15 protein-coding genes, 2 tRNA genes and 3 rRNA genes are annotated in these 20,406 nt (G+C 37.6%); 9 read left to right on the plus strand and 11 right to left on the minus strand.

Annotated features, from left to right (window positions below; all coding sequences use genetic code 11):
- The first annotated feature begins 252 nt into the window (after positions 1–252).
- From ACZZ95_RS25285 to ACZZ95_RS25325, 9 genes are all read left to right on the plus strand, one after another.
- Entirely contained in the window at positions 253–969 is a 717-nt protein-coding gene (locus ACZZ95_RS25285; RefSeq protein ID WP_463471775.1) for a beta-ketoacyl synthase N-terminal-like domain-containing protein, read from the plus strand.
- The gene (locus ACZZ95_RS25290; protein WP_463471196.1) at positions 899–2,953 is read left to right on the plus strand and encodes a type I polyketide synthase; all 2,055 of its coding nucleotides are present in this window, start codon (positions 899–901) and stop codon (positions 2,951–2,953) included. The genes ACZZ95_RS25285 and ACZZ95_RS25290 overlap by 71 nt, the downstream gene beginning before the upstream one ends.
- A 16-nt stretch (positions 2,954–2,969) precedes the next feature.
- Positions 2,970–4,115, plus strand: a complete 1,146-nt coding sequence (locus ACZZ95_RS25295) for an acyl carrier protein (protein WP_463471197.1) — start codon at positions 2,970–2,972, stop codon at positions 4,113–4,115.
- Positions 4,116–4,328: 213 nt separating this feature from the next.
- Positions 4,329–7,946 carry a non-ribosomal peptide synthetase gene (locus ACZZ95_RS25300; RefSeq protein ID WP_463471198.1) on the plus strand — a complete coding sequence of 1,206 codons (3,618 nt, stop codon included), beginning with the start codon at positions 4,329–4,331 and terminating at the stop codon, positions 7,944–7,946.
- Between the two features lie 10 nt (positions 7,947–7,956).
- Entirely contained in the window at positions 7,957–8,205 is a 249-nt protein-coding gene (locus ACZZ95_RS25305) for a thioesterase domain-containing protein (RefSeq protein WP_463471199.1), read from the plus strand.
- Complete coding sequence (locus ACZZ95_RS25310) at positions 8,192–8,455, plus strand: hypothetical protein (RefSeq protein WP_463471200.1); 264 nt, start codon at positions 8,192–8,194, stop codon at positions 8,453–8,455. Before ACZZ95_RS25305 ends, ACZZ95_RS25310 begins: the two co-directional genes overlap by 14 nt.
- A 101-nt stretch (positions 8,456–8,556) precedes the next feature.
- Entirely contained in the window at positions 8,557–8,985 is a 429-nt protein-coding gene (locus ACZZ95_RS25315) for a 4'-phosphopantetheinyl transferase family protein (protein WP_463471201.1), read from the plus strand.
- Positions 8,986–9,110: 125 nt separating this feature from the next.
- Positions 9,111–9,476 carry an ISAon1 family transposase N-terminal region protein gene (locus tag ACZZ95_RS25320; RefSeq protein WP_463470450.1) on the plus strand — a complete coding sequence of 122 codons (366 nt, stop codon included), beginning with the start codon at positions 9,111–9,113 and terminating at the stop codon, positions 9,474–9,476.
- Positions 9,477–9,486: 10 nt separating this feature from the next.
- A complete protein-coding gene (locus ACZZ95_RS25325) occupies positions 9,487–10,440 on the plus strand; it encodes an ISAon1 family transposase (protein ID WP_463471723.1) in 954 nt (317 codons plus the stop codon).
- A 124-nt stretch (positions 10,441–10,564) separates the two neighbouring features.
- Here ACZZ95_RS25325 and rrf read toward each other — a convergent pair.
- From rrf to ACZZ95_RS25380, 11 genes are all read right to left on the minus strand, one after another.
- Positions 10,565–10,674, minus strand: a 5S ribosomal RNA gene (gene rrf / locus ACZZ95_RS25330).
- Between the two features lie 196 nt (positions 10,675–10,870).
- Positions 10,871–13,755 (minus strand): 23S ribosomal RNA (locus ACZZ95_RS25335).
- 200 nt (positions 13,756–13,955) lie between these two features.
- Positions 13,956–14,029: transfer RNA gene (locus tag ACZZ95_RS25340), tRNA-Ala, on the minus strand.
- Positions 14,030–14,136: 107 nt separating this feature from the next.
- Positions 14,137–14,210, minus strand: a tRNA-Ile gene (locus tag ACZZ95_RS25345).
- A gap of 126 nt (positions 14,211–14,336) precedes the next feature.
- A 16S ribosomal RNA gene (locus ACZZ95_RS25350) occupies positions 14,337–15,850 on the minus strand.
- Together the 16S, 23S and 5S rRNA genes with 2 tRNA genes alongside form the textbook arrangement of a ribosomal RNA operon.
- 1,181 nt (positions 15,851–17,031) lie before the next feature.
- Positions 17,032–17,958 (minus strand): glycoside hydrolase family 3 C-terminal domain-containing protein, encoded by a 927-nt coding sequence (locus tag ACZZ95_RS25355; RefSeq protein WP_463471202.1) that lies wholly within the window; start codon positions 17,956–17,958, stop codon positions 17,032–17,034.
- Positions 17,840–18,274 carry a glycoside hydrolase family 3 C-terminal domain-containing protein gene (locus ACZZ95_RS25360; RefSeq protein ID WP_463471203.1) on the minus strand — a complete coding sequence of 145 codons (435 nt, stop codon included), beginning with the start codon at positions 18,272–18,274 and terminating at the stop codon, positions 17,840–17,842. Before ACZZ95_RS25360 ends, ACZZ95_RS25355 begins: the two co-directional genes overlap by 119 nt.
- Complete coding sequence (locus ACZZ95_RS25365; RefSeq protein WP_463471776.1) at positions 18,243–18,851, minus strand: glycoside hydrolase family 3 N-terminal domain-containing protein; 609 nt, start codon at positions 18,849–18,851, stop codon at positions 18,243–18,245. The genes ACZZ95_RS25360 and ACZZ95_RS25365 overlap by 32 nt, the downstream gene beginning before the upstream one ends.
- Positions 18,823–19,485, minus strand: a complete 663-nt coding sequence (locus tag ACZZ95_RS25370; protein WP_463471204.1) for a glycoside hydrolase family 3 N-terminal domain-containing protein — start codon at positions 19,483–19,485, stop codon at positions 18,823–18,825. The genes ACZZ95_RS25365 and ACZZ95_RS25370 overlap by 29 nt, the downstream gene beginning before the upstream one ends.
- A gap of 27 nt (positions 19,486–19,512) precedes the next feature.
- Complete coding sequence (locus ACZZ95_RS25375) at positions 19,513–19,794, minus strand: hypothetical protein (protein WP_463471205.1); 282 nt, start codon at positions 19,792–19,794, stop codon at positions 19,513–19,515.
- Positions 19,795–19,798: 4 nt separating this feature from the next.
- Positions 19,799–20,401, minus strand: a complete 603-nt coding sequence (locus ACZZ95_RS25380; RefSeq protein WP_463471206.1) for an alpha/beta hydrolase — start codon at positions 20,399–20,401, stop codon at positions 19,799–19,801.
- Positions 20,402–20,406: the final 5 nt, after the last annotated feature.

Raw genomic sequence — 20,406 nt, forward strand, 5'->3', positions numbered from 1 at the left:
AAATTATTGCCAAATGGAGAGTTTCAATGCTTAGGACGTATAGATCATCAGGTAAAAATTAGAGGTCATCGTATTGAGTTAGGTGAAATAGAAGTCGCCTTAAATACTTTGCATGGAATAAAACAATCTGCAGTTATTGTCAGCAATCTTTTTGGTAATGAAGACAAACTCGTAGCTTATTTAAAATCTAAAGAAGAATCAAAAGATGAAAAATTAATTCAGCTGGCTCTTTCTAAAATACTGCCTGAAATATTGATTCCTTCAAAGTATATTTGGGTCGATGATTTTCCGATAACACCAAATGGAAAAATTGATAAAAAGAATTTACCAGTTCCAGAATATAACAGACCTGATTCTGCTCCTCTTTTCAAAAAACCTAATACGCAATTAGAAAAAAATATTGCGAAAATCTGGAGCGAAGAGTTAAAAATATCAAGTATAGGTATTGATGATGACTTTTTTGATATGGGAGGCAGTTCTGTACTAGCTCAAAAAGTTACTACATTAATGAGACAGAATTTATCTAAAGATATACCTGTTTCTAAAATATATATTCATCCTACAATTAGAGAACTTGTCACGACTTTAGAAGATAACAATAATGAAGAAGATTTGTTTGCTTTTAAAGAAACGAGTGACCACAAAACAACTTCTACAGATATCGCTATAATTGGAATGGCAGGAAGATTTCCTGGTTCCGACACAATTGATGAATTATGGGAAAATCTAAGAGATGGTAAAGAAACAATTTCCCTTTTCACAAAAGAAGAATTAGACAGCAGTTTACCCGAAAGTCTTCGTAAAGATCCACTCTATATAGGCGCTAGAGGAATATTGCCTTCTGCCAAAACATTTGATGCTAATTTCTTTGGATTAAATCCACAGCTGGTCGCAAAGAATGGATCCGCAAATACGAATATTTCTAGAAATTTCATTCGAAGCTTTGGAACAAGCTGGTCATCTTCCTAAACATTATAAAGGAAGCATCGGAGTATATTCTGGAAGTGAAATCAATTCGTATTACGAAAACAATATTTTTTCCAATAAAGAATTGAAAAGCTCAATAGGCGACTTACAAATTTATACCGTAAACGGAAAAGATTTTATTGCTCCTCGTACTTCATATCATTTAAATCTAAAAGGTCCATCTGTCAGCGTACATTCTGCCTGCTCTACCTCACTATTGGCAGTTGCAGAAGCGGTAAAAGCAATTAGAACTGGAATGTGTGATATTGCTCTTGCAGGAGGTTCAAGCGTGACAGCTCCTATAAACAGCGGTCATCTTTACGACGATGGATTTATTAAAAGTCCTGATGGCTCTACAAGGTCTTTTGACGCTTCTGGTAAAGGAACCGTTTTCAGTGACGGAGCTGGAGTAGTTTTACTTAAAAAATTAGAAGAAGCAGAAAAAGATGGTGATCTAATATACGGTGTAATTAAAGGTGTTGGGGTCAATAATGACGGAGGAGATAAAGGAAGTTTTATGGCTCCGAGTCCTAAAGGTCAAGCTGGAGCAATTATTAATGCATTTAATGATGCTCAAATATCACCTTCAACAATCAGTTATATGGAGGCTCATGGTACCGCAACGCCAATTGGTGATCCAATAGAAATTGAAGGACTTAAAATAGCTTACGGGAAACAAGAAAAAAACAATTATTGCGCATTAGGCACCATTAAAAGCAATATGGGCCATACCACAGCAAGAACTGGTGTTGCAGGTTTGATTAAAGTAATGCTGGCAATGCGATACAAGCAAATACCGCCAATGGTTAATTTTACAAAACCAAATCCAAATATAGATTTTGACAACAGCCCTTTCTATATCAATAATACATTAATTGATTGGAAAGCAGATGGTATAAGAAGAGCCGGTATAAGTTCTTTTGGTATAGGAAGCACAAACGTTCACGCTATTGTCGAGGAATATGAAGCAAAGCCAAAACAATCTTCCAGCGGTCGACCACTTGAAATACTAATGTGGTCCGCAAAAAGTCAAAATAGTTTACTGGGTTACGAAAATGCACTCGGTCATTTTATTGATAAATCAAAAGATATTGCATTAGCAGACATATCTTATTCTTTGAATATGACAAGAGATGATTTTAATCACAGAAGTTTTTTAATCGCAGATTCTACTAAAAGTGTCGCTGAAAAATTACTTTGTTTAAAAACTAAAAGTTCTAAAAGCTCAATATTAAAAAGTGTACCAAGTGAAATAGGATTTCTTTTCCCTGGACAAGGAGCCCAATATTTACAAATGGGTAAAACACTTTACTATAACGAAAAAGTATATCGCGAGTCCATAGATAAATGTGCCGATTTATTGATGGAAGATCTAAAAATGGATATCCGAGATATAATTTATCCGAAAAATAATTCTACTGAAGCCGAAGAACTCCTAAAAGATACTAGATTAACACAACCTGCTTTATTTGTTACCGAATATGCACTATCGCAATTATGGCTGAACTGGGGAATAAAACCAACTTTTCTTTGTGGTCACAGTATTGGTGAATTTGTCACTGCACATTTAGCTGGAATCCTAAGTCTAAAAGATGCATTACATATTGTCTCTATAAGAGGAAAATTAATAAGCGAACTTCCTGGCGGATCTATGTTAATTGTTCGAGTATCTATAGATAGACTAAAAGAATTACTTCCTAATACACTTTCTGTTGCCGCTATAAATGCAAATCAGTTCTGTGTTGTTTCTGGAACTAAAGAAGACATTACAGCTTTTAATGAGAAACTTGACGCTCAAGATATTCCAAATAAATTACTTAATACAAGCCATGCATTTCACTCTTTTATGATGGATCCAATTTTAGATACCTTCAAAAATGAGTTAGAAAAAAATAACGCTGAACATTCCTCGATTACCAATTATTTCAACAGTTACAGGAACTTGGCTCACAGACACCGATGCTACCGATCCAATGTACTGGGTTAACCATTTGAAAAACACAGTGAGATTTGCAGACGCAATGGATACTGCATTTGAATTAGAAGATTTTATTTTACTAGAAGTAGGTCCTGGTCAAACGCTCACAACTTTAGCTCGTCAACAAGTCGCTGGTAAAATTATCTCAGCATTTCCTAGTTTAACTTTTCCAAAAGATGAGCAAGAAAATGAATATTTTACAGTACTAAATGCTTTAGGCGATTTGTGGATGCGCGGTGTAAATCCTGATTGGAAATCTTTTTACAGTGAACAGCAAAGACAAAAAATTGAATTACCTAGTTATGTATTTGATCGTAAACATTGCTGGATTGAGCCTTTAGAAACAATAGAAACAGGAATAATTCAAAAAGCATCAGTAGCAGAAAGCCCAGTAATTTCAATAGAAACTGAAAGTAATAATGTGCATATTAAAGATTCCAAAAAAGATTCAATTCTTTTTAAGATCTCAGAAATTATAGAAAATGCATCAGGGATAACTTTTGATTCTGATTCAGCTTCTAATACTTTCTTAGAGCTTGGTTTAGACTCTTTATCACTTACTCAATTATCAGGAAAATTAAAAAAGGAATTTGATTTGCCTATCACTTTTAGACAACTTAACGAAGGTTTTTCAACTCCATCACTATTAGCAGATTATATAGAACTTAATCTGCCTGAAGAGCATTTTATTAATGCGAGCAAGGAAGTAGAAATAACAACTAATCACATTATTGAATCAAATACTTTAGTTAAGGATCAACAATTATCACTAAATCAAAATCAAATTTCGCTAGAACAAATTGTACAGCAAATTCAGCTTTTGAGTCAGAAAGTAGATCAATTACAAAATTATCAAAGCTCTTCAGCAAACGGAAATACTTCATTTGCGAATCTAAAAATAGAACATTTTGAGTCGATTAAATTTAGTCCTAAAAATGGAGTTGAGACAAACGGGGCAAATGGCGTGCATAAAAAAGAAAAGTCAATTGATACTTCAAAACTTAATACTCAAAAGTCAGTCGCGACCAGTACTGCTGATAAAAAGTATACAATAATGGCAAATGAGCCTCCTGTACAAGGAAGTAAACTTGGAAGAGATGAAAATGGAAATCCGGCATGGTTTATCAAAGACCCCAATCAAAACGGGGATTTTGTAAAGATAAAGCTATAAGGATCAAACAATAAGAGATAATTAATATTTTAAATTGTCCATTTAAAAACTGTGCAATTACATTTAAAATAAAGTAATAATGAAAAATCAACCTCAAATACAAACAGAAATGGAAACTGAAACTGAAATTCAATTTAATCCATTTTCACCTGAAATTGAACGTGTAATTCATACCACAAATTCGCAACGAGGAAATTTGGACAGATTGTATTTTTGGAGGCGACTGATGCTAACAGGGCTTACAACCTATCTGTATCTATTGAATTTAAAGGTAATTTAATACTAGATACATTTGAGAAAGCAGTAAATACTTTAGTTCAGCGTCACGAAGGTTTGAGAGCCGTCTTTAGTCCAGACGGACGATTTATGTGCATTTACAAAAATGTTAATTTCGAAATTTCCCATAATGATTTTTCTATTCTGCCAGCGAAAGAAAGAGCACTATCAAAAGATGCGTTAATAAGAGAAGAAGTAAATGCTCTTTTTGACCTCGTTAATGGTCCTCTATTTAGAATTAATTTAGTAAAAATTGATGATTTTGAATATACAGCAACTTTAACAATCCATCACATCGTTGGTGACGGGTTAAGTATCGATATTATACTGGAAGAACTTGGTGCAATTTATTCTGCATATGTAGAAAATAAAGAACCTAAGCTTCCAACTCCAGAACTTTTCAGTGAATTTGCCGAAAGAATAAATTCATTCACAGAAAGCACTGATTATAAAACCTTAGAAGATTTTTGGATTAATATTTATAAAGAATCAGTTCCTGCAATTGAATTACCATTGGATCATTTACGCCCTATATTACGAACGTATAATAGTGATCGTATAGATTTTCCTTTCAACGATACTATTATAACCGAGTTAAAAAATATCGGAATAAGTGCAGGTTGCAGTTTAGTAACCACTTTGCTTGCGACTTTCGAGATCTTCTTAGCTAAAACTACAAAGCAAAATGATTTAGTTGTCGGATTTCCTTCTTCAGGAAATACTTTATACGACATGAGACAATTAATTGGTGATTGCGTTAACCTGCTTCCCTTACGCAGTAAAATCAATCCGAATATTAACTTTATCTCGTATTTAAAACAAAGAAACTCTGAATTATTTGATGCTTATGAGCATCAGCAAGTTAGTTTTGGCCATCTTTTAAAAAGTTTTGCCATTGCCAGAGATCCGTCAAGAATTCCTTTAGTTCCTGTTATACTAACAGTTGATCTAGCAAGAACTATAGAAAATGAGTTTTCGTTCACAGGTCTTTCTCATAGTTTTAATGTCAATCCTAGACAATATGGAACTTTTGAAATTCAGCTTCACATTTTTAGAGCAAAAGAAGGTCCAATATTTCAGTGGACTTACAATACTACATTATTCAAACCAGAAACTATAAAGGAAATGATGTTTTCATTTGAAGACATCATCAATAAAATAATAGCAGATACAAGCAATCCTTTATCAGATTTTGTTGGAGGCAATTATTTAGCAGATTACACTGCTTTAAATGATACTGAAATGCAATATCCAGATGTAACTTTAACTGAATTGCTTAGAAAGCAAGCAGAAATTACACCTTATAATGTAGCATTAGAGTTTTACGATTCTAAAACTACCTACCTTGAATTACATAAAAAAGTAAATCAACTAGCACATTATTTAAAAGCTCAAGGTGTACAATCTGGTGATTTTATTGCCGTTTCTTTTCCTAGAAGTCCAGAATTACTTTATACATTACTAGCTATTATGCAATGTGGAGCAAGATACCTGCCATTGGATCCTGAATATCCAAAAGAACGTTTAGAATTTATGCTGAATGATTCTGGCGCTAAAGTATTAATTACCAGCAAAACACTATTTGCATCTTTACCATCTTGGCCTCAAACATTATTTATAGAAGATTCAATTGAAGCGTTAAATCAATATTCACCTTTGCCTCTTCCTTTTTCGCTTAGTTCCGAAAACACTGCATATATATTATATACATCAGGCTCAACAGGTAATCCAAAGGGAGTGCCTATTACTCATAAAAATTTAGTCAACTTCCTTTTTAGCATGGCTTTAGAACCAAGCATCAGCGAAAATGATAGACTGCTTTCTATAACTACTATTTCATTCGATATTGCGGGCTTAGAATTATACTTGCCACTTATAAAAGGCGCAACATTAATATTAGCTGATCATGAAACAGCAAGAGATGGACGTCTGTCGCTAGAATTAGTAAAAAGCGAAAAAATTAATTTTCTTCAAGCTACACCCACAACTTGGTCTATGCTTTTAGATTCTGGATGGTCTGAAAAATTACCGATCAAAGCATTATGCGGCGGTGAAGCAATGCCGCCAGATCTTGCAAAAGAACTTCTTGCTAAATGTGCTACGCTCTGGAATGTCTATGGTCCAACAGAAACTACAATATGGTCATCTGTAAAACAAATAAAATCTGATGATAAACTAATTACGATAGGAAAACCAATTGGAAATACACAAATTTATATAATAGATGAGCAAGGCCAGCTTGTGGCACCAGGAAACATTGGCGAAATTGTAATTGCGGGTGATGGTGTTGCAAAAGGTTACTGGAACAGACCAGAACTTACGGCCGAGAAATTTATTGAAAATCAATTCTCTACCAAAGATGATATAATTTATCGTACAGGTGATTTGGGAAAAATACTTCCAAACAACGAAATAGAATGTTTAGGACGTGTAGACCAGCAAGTTAAAATTAGAGGCCATCGTATTGAACCTGGCGAGGTAGAACAAGCTTTGTTATTACTTGATGGAATAAAATCTGCAGTAGTACTAGCAAACGAGAACTTTCTTGTAGCTCACGTTGTTCCAGATTCAGATTTAGAAAGTACAGAAAATCAAATACCCTTATGGCGCGAAGCCTTGGCTACAAAATTACCAGCACAATTAATACCTCATGATTTTAATTTATTAGAAAAAATTCCAACAACGCTCAATGGGAAGATAGATCGTAAAGCATTATCAGAATATAAAGCAAATAAAAAACTCACTTATACGGCCCCTCGAACAGAAGAAGAAAATATAGTTGCTTCAATTTGGAAAGAAAGCCTAGGTCTTGATATCATCGATATTTTTAGTGATTTCTTTGAAATGGGTGACCACTCAATCAAAGGAGTTAAGGTTATGATTGAAATAGAGAAACATACCGGTAAACGAATCCCTTTATCTGCACTGTTTAAATATTCAACAATTGAGAAATTTGCAAAATTGCTAAATACGGGAACCGAAATATATTCTGATTGCTTGGTTCCAATAAAGCCTCATGGAAACAAAGCACCTTTATTTATCGTACACGGAGCAGGACTAAATGTTTTAAACTTCATCAATTTAAGTAAACATTTTGATGATGATCAGCCAATTTATGGTATTCAAGGTACTAAACCGAAAGGGTTTGAAGGATGGTATGAATCAATTGAAGCAATGGTCGCTCATTATATAGATGCAATCACAAAAGTAAATCCAAAAGGGCCTTATGCCTTAGCAGGTTTTTCTTTTGGCGGTATTGTGGCTTTTGAAATGACACGTCAATTAAGAGAACAAGGAAAAACGGTGAGCCTTACTGCATTGCTTGACTCTTATTTGGACTCTTCTTACTATTATGGAAATTATCGAAGAAAACAAATAGTAAGATACTTCGATATTACATATAGGAGATTAGATTTCTTAAAAGAAATGTTATTGAGCTGGAAAGCTTTCAAAATGCGTATTAATGGAAAAAAAGAATACATATTACAACGACATTTTGGTAAGAAAACAATCATGACCGAACAGGAAGAACTGGCACTGCAAGCAATTTATTGAAGCTGATGCTATGGTTAAAAAAATTGTTGATCGTTATCATCTTAAGCCACAACGATTTGGAGTAGATTTATTTCGATCAAAAGATGATGATAACCATAAATTAGATCCAACACACTTAGGTTGGAAAAAAGCGACACTAGGCGGCGTTACAATTCATAATATTTCTGGTAATCATTTAGAAATTGTAGAACCACCAAACGATAAAGCTTTAGCGAGATTGCCGCAGGACATTTTAGATGAGAAACATGAAAACATCTAAATCTATAATTGAGTACTTAACCATACAGGATCTAAAATTGATTCCTAGTAGAAAAAATTCTTTAGATAGTGATGAAATAATCATTTACACGATTCATCTGCCCGATTTCATTGACTTAAAATCTGATTTATCTCAATTCCTAACCTCAAAGGAACTTAAAAAAGCAGAGCGTTTTTTTAAAGAATTAGACAGAAACCGATTTATTATATACAGGTCGATCTTAAAATTTATTTTAGCAAGCACATACTAAATTGAATGTAAAAAATATTTATCTTGATTATCATTTTAATAAAAAACCCTATTTAGCCTCGCACCCTTGGCTTTATTTCAATATCTCACATTCAGAAGACTTTGTCTGCGATTGCAGTTTCGCGAAGAAATGTTGGATTGGATATTGAATATATGTCTAAAGATTTCAACTTTACAAGTCTTCTTCCTGATGTTTTTGATGATAACCAAGTATTAGAGATTCAAAATGCAGTTGATAAAAAACATGCTTTTTACACTTCATGGACACGTAAAGAAGCCTTTGTAAAAGCCTTAGGAAAAGGCATTGACGAAGATTTTAAATATATTCCCAGCTTAGATGGACAGCACAGTATCGATTTTCACCTCACAAAAAACTCAAAAAACTGGCAGGTATATAGTTTTAATCTTACCGATCATTACTTAGGTGCAGTAGCCGCAGAGGCTTTATCAACAATTCCTAGAAAAATATTATTGTACACTGTACCAAATAATATGGAAAATTTACTAGATATGATTAAGGTAAAAAAGTAATTAAAAAGCAGTTCGAAGAAAGTACTAAAATACTTTTTGTAAATGATCCAAGAATACGGGATCAATACATATTGTTGTGGGGAAATATTAAAATCTAGATATTTGCATTTCCAAATTATTCCCTAATGCAAGATTCTTTTACCGAGATCCTAAAGTTATTACTTCCTGAAATAATAGTAGATTATTTTGAACTTACCACTTATAAAAAGGAAGATGAAACACTTCATCTTTATCTAAAAGAAATTAATTCGATACCAAAAGAACACAGAGAATCTAAATTAAGTTCAAAAGGATTCTTTGAAGAGATAACCGTTCAGGATTTTCCTATTCGTGGACATCAGGTATATCTTCACATCACTCGCAGAAGATGGCTAAATGAAGATACGGGAAAAATAGTTTTTAGAGATTGGAATTTAGTAGCAGACGGAACTCGTGTAACTCAGGAGTTTGCGTCTTTTTTAAAAGAGATCAATAGATTCCAGTCCAAGTGATTGTTCTGCCATTGCTTCTTTTTACGGAGTCTCCGGCAGGAATCTGCAATGCCAATACAAAGATTTCTTAAGTGATTTTAAAGTTTGGGATCAAATCTCACATGCGAAAAAATGGCTTCTTTTTCCAAAAAATATTGGAAAATGCTTATCAATAGACGAAACTTCTCTTTCTAATGGTGAGCTCTATACTATTTTAACCAACAAATCTGGAAAAGGCAGAAAAGGAACTATAGTAGCAATGGTTGCAGGAACTAAAGCAGAAGATGTTATTTCGGTTATTGAAAAAATCCCGCTTAAAGAACGAAATCTAGTTAAAGAAATTACTTTGGATATGGCCGGTAATATGGGATTAATTGCAAAGAAATGTTTTACTAATGCAACCCGTGTTACAGATCGCTTTCATGTTCAAAAGTTAGCGACAGAAGCACTACAGGAAATCAGAATCAAATACCGATGGCAAGCTATAGATCTGGAAAATGAGGCAATGGAAAAAGCCAAAAAGTCAAATGTGAATTTTAAACCTAAAATACTCTCTAACGGAGACACCCTTAAACAGTTACTAGCAAGAAGCCGTTACTTCTTATATAAAACCAAGTCAAAATGGACTAAAAACCAATTAGAACGTGCTATATTATTATTTGAATTGTATCCTGATATTCAAAAAGGATACAATCTAACTCAACAGCTTCGCGCAATCTTCGAGAATACAAAAGATAAAATCATAGGCTTTGCCAAACTAGCCAAATGGCACGAAAAAGTAAATCAATCTGGGTTTAAGTCTTTCGGTACAATCTCTCGTACAATTATAAATCACTATCAAACGATATTGAATTATTTTGACAACAGAAGTACCAATGCGTCTGCAGAATCTTTCAATGCTAAAATAAAAGCTTTTAGATCCAAATTCAGAGGTGTTAGAAATGTAGAATTCTTCCTCTTTAGACTAACCAATATTTATGCTTAATTTTTGTCGCTCCACAGATTTTCGTGTTGATCCGAAATTATCCATAATTTAAGCAAATTTCGTTTATTCACAAAACCCATATAAAAGCAAAAAACCCTATCCGGTTTGGATAGGGTTTTTCAAAGAAAGGCGACGACATACTCTCCCACATAACTGCAGTACCATCTGCGCAGGCGGGCTTAACTACTCTGTTCGGGATGGGAAGAGGTGAGCCCCGCCGCAATAACCACCTTAAGGTTTTTAGTCTAAAGCCACAAGTCTTAAAGTTGTAAAGTCTTTCGACTTTTGACTTTAATCTTTCGACTTAAAGACTGCCCGCGACAGGCAAATATCTTAACATACTGAGATAAAGAAAAGTATTTTAGTTTTAGAAAAGTTTCTCCCAGCCCCCTTTGTTCCCCCTTCGGGGGTTAGGGGGCTGGAAAAGGGTGTACATAAGCTTACGGATTATTAGTACTACTCGACTATGACATTACTGCCTTTACATCTATAGCCTATCAACGTGGTCATCTTCCACGATCCTTAAAAGAAATCTCATCTTGTGGTGGGTTTCGCGCTTATATGCTTTCAGCGCTTATCCCTTCCAAACGTAGCTACTCTGCGGTGCCCCTGGCGGGACAACAGATACACTAGAGGTTTGTCCAATTCGGTCCTCTCGTACTAGAATCAGATCCACTCAAATTTCTAACGCCCGCAGTAGATAGAGACCGAACTGTCTCACGACGTTCTGAACCCAGCTCGCGTGCCACTTTAATGGGCGAACAGCCCAACCCTTGGGACCTTCTCCAGCCCCAGGATGTGACGAGCCGACATCGAGGTGCCAAACCCCCCCGTCGATATGAGCTCTTGGGGGAGATCAGCCTGTTATCCCCGGCGTACCTTTTATCCTTTGAGCGATGGCCCTTCCATGCGGAACCACCGGATCACTATGCTCTACTTTCGTACCTGATCGACCTGTATGTCTCTCAGTCAAGCTCCCTTATGCCATTGCACTCTACGCACGGTTACCAAGCGTACTGAGGGAACCTTTAGAAGCCTCCGTTACTCTTTTGGAGGCGACCACCCCAGTCAAACTACCCACCAAGCAATGTCCCCCGCTAAACGGGGTTAGGCTTCAGATAAACAAAGGGTTGTATTTCAACAATGACTCCACAACGCCTGGCGACGCCGCTTCATAGTCTCCAACCTATCCTACACATCATTTATCCAAAGTCAATACTAAGCTATAGTAAAGGTGCACAGGGTCTTTTCGTCCCACTGCGGGTAAACGGCATCTTCACCGTTACTACAATTTCACCGAGCTCATGGCTGAGACAGTGTCCAGATCGTTACACCATTCGTGCAGGTCGGAACTTACCCGACAAGGAATTTCGCTACCTTAGGACCGTTATAGTTACGGCCGCCGTTTACTGGGGCTTCAATTCAATGCTTCTCCGAAGATAACATCTCCTCTTAACCTTCCAGCACCGGGCAGGTGTCAGGCCCTATACTTCATCTTACGATTTTGCAGAGCCCTGTGTTTTTGATAAACAGTCGCCTGGACCTCTTCACTGCGTCCCACATTACTGTGGGCGACCTTTCTCCCGAAGTTACAGGTCTATTTTGCCTAATTCCTTAGCCATGAATCTCTCGAGCACCTTAGGATTCTCTCCTCAACTACCTGTGTCGGTTTACGGTACTGGTACTAATTACCTGAAGTTTAGAGGTTTTTCTTGGAAGCCCTTAGGCGCACTATCTCTTTGTCCGAAGACTCCGAGTACTATCGTATTTCCCCAAAATCTGTGGATTTGCCTGCAGATCTTATAGGTAGGTACTTCAACGAACTATTCCGTCAGTTCAGCGGCGCTTTCATCACTCCGTCACCCCATCACAGTAATTAGTAGTACGGGAATATTAACCCGTTAGCCATCGACTGTCCCTTTCGGGTTCGCCTTAGGACCAGACTAACCCACAGCTGATTAGCATAGCTGTGGAAACCTTAGTTTTTCGGTGTGCGGGTTTCTCGCCCGCATTATCGTTACTTATGCCTACATTTTCTTTTCTAACCGGTCCAGCATACCTTACGATACACCTTCTGCCCTGTTAGAATGCTCCCCTACCACTTAGAGTAATCTCTAAATCCATAGCTTCGGTAATATGCTTATGCCCGATTATTATCCATGCTCGTCCGCTCGACTAGTGAGCTGTTACGCACTCTTTAAATGAATGGTCGCTTCCAAGCCAACATCCTAGCTGTCTGGGCAGACAAACCTCGTTCTTTCAACTTAGCATATATTTGGGGACCTTAGCTGATGGTCTGGGTTCTTTCCCTCTCGGACTTGGACCTTAGCACCCAAGCCCTCACTGTTAGTGAACATTATACAGCATTCGGAGTTTGTCAGGAATTGGTAGGCGGTGAAGCCCCCGCATCCAATCAGTAGCTCTACCTCTGTATAACTTTATAACTAACGCCGCACCTAAATGCATTTCGGGGAGTACGAGCTATTTCCGAGTTTGATTGGCCTTTCACCCCTACCCACAGGTCATCCGAAGACTTTTCAACGTCAACCGGTTCGGTCCTCCACTGTGTGTTACCACAGCTTCAACCTGCCCATGGGTAGATCACACGGTTTCGCGTCTAACACTACTGACTAAAGCGCCCTATTCAGACTCGCTTTCGCCGCGGATCCGTGGCTTAACCACTTAACCTTGCCAGCAACGTTAACTCGTAGGCTCATTATGCAAAAGGCACGCCGTCACCCCACAAAAGGGCTCCGACCGCTTGTAAGCGTATGGTTTCAGGATCTATTTCACTCCGTTATTCACGGTTCTTTTCACCTTTCCCTCACGGTACTGGTTCACTATCGGTCTCTCAGGAGTATTTAGCCTTAGCGGATGGTCCCGCCAAATTCAGACAGGGTTTCACGTGCCCCGCCCTACTCAGGATACCACTATCTATTACATTTATTACCCGTACGGGGCTGTCACCCTCTATGGCGTCACTTTCCAGTAACTTCCGGTTCTGCATGCATAAAATGTCGTGGTCCTACAACCCCAGCACTGCCGTAACAGCACTGGTTTGGGCTAATCCGCGTTCGCTCGCCACTACTTACGGAATCACTTTTGTTTTCTTCTCCTCCGCCTACTTAGATGTTTCAGTTCAGCGGGTTTGCCCACCTATCGGTGTACTATGTCTTCAACATAGTGGGTTGCCCCATTCAGGTATCTGCGGATCAATCGGTGTGTGCCCGTCCCCGCGACTTTTCGCGACTTATCACGCCTTTCTTCGCCTCTGAGAGCCTAGGCATCCCCCATACGCCCTTATTTTGCTTATTGTACCAGCCTTAAAATTAATCAAGACCGTTTTTTTTTGTCTTTTGTTAGTTGTATTGCTACTATAACAAAAAACGCTTTCTACTTTTTATTATTTTCTTATCTCAATATGTCAATGAACTTTTTTCTAGTGATTAGTCCTTAGTAATTAGTGATCAGCTTTTGACTAATTACTTTTTACTCTTTACTATTCACTTGAATAGTGGAGAATAACGGAGTCGAACCGTTGACCTCCTGCGTGCAAGGCAGGCGCTCTAGCCAGCTGAGCTAATCCCCCATTTTTCAATCTTAGATTGTAGAATTCAGATTTTAGATTTCTTAATTCTTCTCTAATTTCTTTTGGCGAATCCCAACTTCCAGAATTTCCTTTTTTAAGTTAAATAGTAGTCCCGGGCAGACTCGAACTGCCGACCCCTACATTATCAGTGTAGTACTCTAACCAGCTGAGCTACGAGACTCTGTTTTACTTAATTTTCATTTTTTTTTAAATTAACAGCAAGAGTAATTGAATCTTGTGATTCAGTTCCTTTAGATAGACATCTTTTTTCCCCATCGTGCAATAATGCTAACAAATGGGGCTCTAGAAAGGAGGTGTTCCAGCCGCACCTTCCGGTACGGCTACCTTGTTACGACTTAGCCCTAGTTACCAGTTTTACCCTAGGCGACTCCTTGCGGTCACCGACTTCAGGCACCCCCAGCTTCCATGGCTTGACGGGCGGTGTGTACAAGGCCCGGGAACGTATTCACCGGATCATGGCTGATATCCGATTACTAGCGATTCCAGCTTCACGGAGTCGAGTTGCAGACTCCGATCCGAACTGTGACCGGTTTTATAGATTCGCTCCTGGTCGCCCAGTGGTCGCTCTCTGTACCGGCCATTGTAGCACGTGTGTAGCCCAAGGCGTAAGGGCCGTGATGATTTGACGTCATCCCCACCTTCCTCACAGTTTGCACTGGCAGTCTTGTTAGAGTTCCCGACTTGACTCGCTGGCAACTAACAACAGGGGTTGCGCTCGTTATAGGACTTAACCTGACACCTCACGGCACGAGCTGACGACAACCATGCAAGACCTTGTAAATTGTCTTGCGAAAAGTCTGTTTCCAAACCGGTCAATCTACATTTAAGCCTTGGTAAGGTTCCTCGCGTATCATCGAATTAAACCACATGCTCCACCGCTTGTGCGGGCCCCCGTCAATTCCTTTGAGTTTCATTCTTGCGAACGTACTCCCCAGGTGGGATACTTATCACTTTCGCTTAGCCACTGAAATTGCTTCCAACAGCTAGTATCCATCGTTTACGGCGTGGACTACCAGGGTATCTAATCCTGTTCGCTACCCACGCTTTCGTCCATCAGCGTCAATCAATTAGTAGTAACCTGCCTTCGCAATTGGTATTCCATGTAATCTCTAAGCATTTCACCGCTACACTACATATTCTAGTTACTTCCTAATAATTCAAGTTCAGCAGTATCAATGGCCGTTCCACCGTTGAGCGATGGGCTTTCACCACTGACTTACTAAACCGCCTACGGACCCTTTAAACCCAATGATTCCGGATAACGCTTGGATCCTCCGTATTACCGCGTACGCTGGCACGGAGTTAGCCGATCCTTATTCTTACGATACCGTCAAGCTGATTCACGAATCAGTGTTTCTTCTCGTACAAAAGCAGTTTACAATCCATAGGACCGTCATCCTGCACGCAGCATGGCTGGATCAGGCTTGCGCCCATTGTCCAATATTCCTCACTGTCGCCTCCCGTAGGAGTCTGGTCCGTGTCTCAGTACCAGTGTGGGGGATCTCCCTCTCAGGACCCCTACCCATCGTTGCCTTGGTAAGCCGTTACCTTACCAACAAGCTAATGGGACGCATGCTCATCTTTCACCGTTGTGACTTTAATTATAAAATGATGCCATCCTATAATGCTATGAGGTATTAATCCAAATTTCTCTGGGCTATCCCTCTGTGAAAGGCAGATTGCATACGCGTTACGCACCCGTGCGCCGGTCTCTATCTCCGAAGAAATATACCCCTCGACTTGCATGTGTTAAGCCTGCCGCTAGCGTTCATCCTGAGCCAGGATCAAACTCTTCATCGTATATTGTGTGTCTTAAATAAATCAAGACTAATTATTATGCGATGTTTTCTCTATCGGTTCCTATCGAATCTCTCGATTCTATTACTCTTATTCTTTTGTCTCATCCTGCGACGAGACGGCTGTCAATTCAATATGTCTACGAACGTGTTTCTTTTTTTGTTTCGCTTGTGTTGCAAAGCGGGTGCAAAAGTAGAAAACTTATTTTAAACCGGCAAATGTTTTTTGAAGTTTTTTTTAGAAAATTTCTTTTCCTTTTTTCCTTCTAAACCTTACCAATCTTTCAATGAACTTTCCGTGTTTTGCGGGGTGCAAATGTAACATCCGTTTTCAAATCCCACAAGCTTTTTTGAATCTTTTTTTGAAAAAACTTTTCAGTTTAAAATTCAATGCCTGTCAGTGTTTCAGTGAACGTTTGTCGTTGTTGCGGGTGCAAAAGTACCACCTTTATTCTGTTGCGCAAGCTTTTTTACTGAGTTTTTTTGTTCTTTTTTACACCTTTTTCTTAACACTCTGATAACTGCTCATTTACAAAATTAATTTTTTCATTATATCGTAGGTTTTTTCTTAGTTATACTATCTTTCCTGCATTTTTAATACTGTTTGCAATACCAATTTTGTCAAATTTATATTCTTGAAGGCACTTTTTTGATATTTATCTCCTCATTTCCCCCTTTCCTTCTTTTAAAAACTACTGCCCTAACCCCGAATTAAAAATAAATTCTAATTTTTTAAAATCCAAATTCCAATTTTCTTGGATTGCGGGATATGGGACGCGGGCTTCGACTTCGCTCAGCCTGACAATCGGTATTTGAATTCTAAAACTTCCTTTGTCATTAAATAGGCTTCGACTTTGTTCAGCCTGACATGACTGTAATTATGATTTGATTTTGATTGACCAATCAGATTTTAAATAACACCTGCGTTACGCATAAGACGCACTGCTGTGCATCTCTACGGAAAATTGGATTTTAATTAATTTTATACATATATAATAGGTATATAAAAAAGCAAACCCGACAGGTTTTAAAACCTGTCGGGTTCTGAGGATGAAATCTACTCCTATATACAGTATCTCTATGGTTTTTATTAAAGCGAATGTATACTATATATATTAGGACTTGAAGAATAAAAAAAACCGCCTCAGGGTTGAGACGGTTTTACCAACAAATAACTAACTAAAACTAAGGTTTAAGTTCAGTAAACTTTGAGTCTAATTCAAAAGCTTTCTTTACTTTTTCCACAGTAATTTCTTTTTCCACAGAAAATGATGCTGTTTGTTTAATATTTAAAGAAGATGCTCCTACAAGTACTTTGTATTCTCCCGCTTCAGCAATCCATTCGCTTTTATTTTCTAAAAAGGAAGCCAAATCTTTTGGAGATAAAGTCAAAGTCAATGTTTGGCTTTCACCTGGTTTTAATTCTTTCGTTTTTCCAAAAGCTTTTAATTCTTCTTTAGGTTTATCAATTGATTTTGATGGAGCAGAAAGATAAAGTTGTACTACTTCTTTTCCAGATACTTTTCCTGTATTTTTTACTGTAACAGAAACTGTCAATTTATCTTTGAAAGATGGAGAACTTAATTTTATACCAGAATAATCAAACGTTGTGTATGAAGTTCCAAATCCGAATTCGTAAGATGGTTTAATGTTGAAAGTATTGAAATAACGGTATCCAACATACACCCCTTCTTCATAAGTAACTTCTTTTGGATTGTCTACAGGAAATCCAGGGAAGTTTTTTGCCGAAGGCGTATCAGAATATTTAGCAGGGAAAGTCATCGTCAGTTTTCCAGATGGATTTATTTTTCCTGAAACCACATCGGCAACGGAATGTCCGCCTTCCTGACCTGGTCGCCACGCTAATAAAATAGCGTCTACTTTATCTTTCCATGAAGCTGTTTCAATTACACCGCCAATATTTAAAATAACTACAACTTTTTTCCCTTTGGCATGAAAAGCTTTTGAAATCTTATCCAGCATTTGGATCTCTTCATCGGCCATGTTGAAGTCGTTGTTCACAACTCTGTCTCCGCCTTCTCCTGAGTTTCTTCCCAAAGTTACAAAGGCAATTTCTGAACTTGCTCGCTTTCTTAGCGATAAAAGCATCATCCATTTTAAGTTCAGGAAGTCTTTCTGGTAAGGCCAAAATTCCTCTGGCTTTTCTATTTTCTATTTCAGTCGCTACTTCTTTTTCAGCATGGGGTTTGTATAAGTCAACCAATTCTTTGTCTAATTTGTAACCTGTTGCGGTCAATCCTTCTAAAAGAGAAACGGTGTGTTTATTGTTTACGCTTCCACTTCCTGTTCCGCCTGTGATCCAAGCGTAAGACGTAACTCCAAATACCGAAACCTCTTTTTGTTTGTTTGCAAAAGGCAATGCATTGTTTAAATTTTTAAGCAAAACCATTCCTTCTGCGTACCGCATTTCTTGTTACGGCAGCATTTTTAGTCAAATTTGGTTTGTCGCTGTATTTGTATTTTGCGAAGGTTGGTGTACGGAAAATATATTCTAAAATCCTTTTCGCATTTGTATTGGCAACTTCCTGAGATAATTTACCTGAATTTAAAGCTTCTAATAATGCCTTTTTCTGAACTGGAATTCCTGGCATCAATAAATCGTTTCCAGCTATCATTTGTCGCACTACATCAGAGTTTGAACCTTTTGAAATCGATTCAAAACCTGGAAAACCACCAAACCAATCGGTCATTACAATTCCTTTAAAACCCCATTCGTCTCTCAAAACCTGAGTTAAAAGATCTTTTCGGTCAGAAGTATACATTCCGTTTAATTTGTTGTAGGATGACATTACTGTCCAAGGCTGTGATTCTTTAACTGTGATTTCAAAACCTTTTAAATACAATTCTCTAATCGCTCTTTCAGAAACGTGTGCATTGATTGTTAAACGGTTACTTTCTTCATTATTTACAGCAAAATGTTTAATTGAAGTTCCAACGCCTTGCGACTGAATTCCGTTAACTATTGCCGCAGACTGTTTTTCCAGAAATCAATGGATCTTCTGAATAATATTCGATATTTCTTCCGTTCAAAGGATTTCTATGGATGTTTAAAGCTGGTGCTAATAAAACATCTACGCCATATTCTTTTACTTCATTCCCCATTGCTTTTCCCACTTCTTCCAAGAGCGCTTTATTCCAGGTTGAAGCTAAAGCCGTTCCAACTGGAAATGCTGTTGCATAATACGTTTTGGTATCATTGTCTCTTGTTGGCTGAATTCTTAAACCTGCAGGACCATCGGCTACAACCGTTGCAGGAATTCCGAATCTTTCAAAAGCCGCAGTTCCACCCGCGACTCCCGGAACTAAACCTTGTTTAGAATCTCCAACTGGACCTGTCAAAACTTCGATTCCCGGCATTCCGGTTCCAATCAATAATTCTACTTTTTCTGCATTGGTCATTTCTTTAATGATCGCATCAATTCTTTCATTAACTGAAAGACGGCTGTCTTCCCAAGGATCTAATTTTCCGTTTCTGTTAAAATCCTTAAAAGTAAATCCTTTAATAGTAACAAGCGGTGGATTTGTTTCATCATTTGGAACAGAATTCCAAGACAAATTAGAAAGTACCAACGCGGTTAAAAGCGTTAGTTTTCCTGTTTTTATAATTTTATGTTTCATATGTAGATAATTTAAATTGTCTGTTTATTAATTTAGAAATCCTTGTAATGTCAGCCATTCTTCCAATCGTGTTTCCCAAGAATCAACTGGCAGATTTTGTTTTCCTGTGCCAAAGCCGTGACCTCCTTTTGAGTACATATGTAATCCAACACTTTGTCCAGCCTCAAGCCATTTGTTATACATTTGAATACTTCTTGGAGCCAGTTTTAATTGATCGTCACTGGTCGCGCAAACAAACATTGGAATCTTTTTATTTGGAGTCGCAACACTCAAAAGTTCTGGTCTTGGGCCTCCGTAAATATTGGCCACAAAATCAGGAAGTCGCTTCTTTTTTATTGTCTAAAACTGTTTCCATTGCTACTGTACTTCCTGCAGAAAATCCAATTATGCCGACTTTTTTAACATTGATTCCGTATTTTGAAGCATTGTTTCTAACATAATTTAGAGCTGTTTTTCCATCATGTGCGGCAAGTTGGATAGTCGCTAAAGAGTTTTTTTCAAAAGTCGCTCGGTCTTTTAATTTGTCCATCATTTCTCTAGCGGGATCATTGGTTTCCGTTTTGTTCAAACGGTATTTTAAAACAAAAGCCGTGATTCCTTTTTTGCTCAAAATTTCGGCTAATTCTTTTCCTTCTCTATTGATGGATAAACTTTGAAATCCTCCGCCTGGAGCGATTACAATTGCTGTTCCTGTATTTTTAACTCCTTTTGGAACCTGATAAACTAATAAAGATGGATCTGTGACATTGTAAACAACCTCTGTTTTAAAAAGATCAGAATACATTTGAGCTTCTATATGTGTCCAGTTTTCAGATCCCGGCGCTTTTCCTTGATACAATTTTACAGTTTCTTGTGCCTGTACTGCACTGCAAAACATCATAAAAAATGCGACTAATGGGATTACTTTATTTTTCATAATTG

It is taken from the genome of Flavobacterium sp. AC267 (assembly GCF_979258715.1).

Bases quoted from the DNA above. Each gene is read 5' to 3' on its own strand.
- ACZZ95_RS25290 (WP_463471196.1), top strand. From the start codon at position 899: ATGGATCCGCAAATACGAATATTTCTAGAAATTTCATTCGAAGCTTTG.
- ACZZ95_RS25305 (WP_463471199.1), top strand. From the start codon at position 7,957: ATGGTTAAAAAAATTGTTGATCGTTATCATCTTAAGCCACAACGATTT.
- ACZZ95_RS25310 (WP_463471200.1), top strand. From the start codon at position 8,192: ATGAAAACATCTAAATCTATAATTGAGTACTTAACCATACAGGATCTA.
- ACZZ95_RS25320 (WP_463470450.1), top strand. From the start codon at position 9,111: ATGCAAGATTCTTTTACCGAGATCCTAAAGTTATTACTTCCTGAAATA.
- ACZZ95_RS25355 (WP_463471202.1), bottom strand. From the start codon at position 17,958: ATGATGCTTTTATCGCTAAGAAAGCGAGCAAGTTCAGAAATTGCCTTT.
- ACZZ95_RS25360 (WP_463471203.1), bottom strand. From the start codon at position 18,274: ATGCGGTACGCAGAAGGAATGGTTTTGCTTAAAAATTTAAACAATGCA.
- ACZZ95_RS25370 (WP_463471204.1), bottom strand. From the start codon at position 19,485: ATGAAACATAAAATTATAAAAACAGGAAAACTAACGCTTTTAACCGCG.
- ACZZ95_RS25380 (WP_463471206.1), bottom strand. From the start codon at position 20,401: ATGAAAAATAAAGTAATCCCATTAGTCGCATTTTTTATGATGTTTTGC.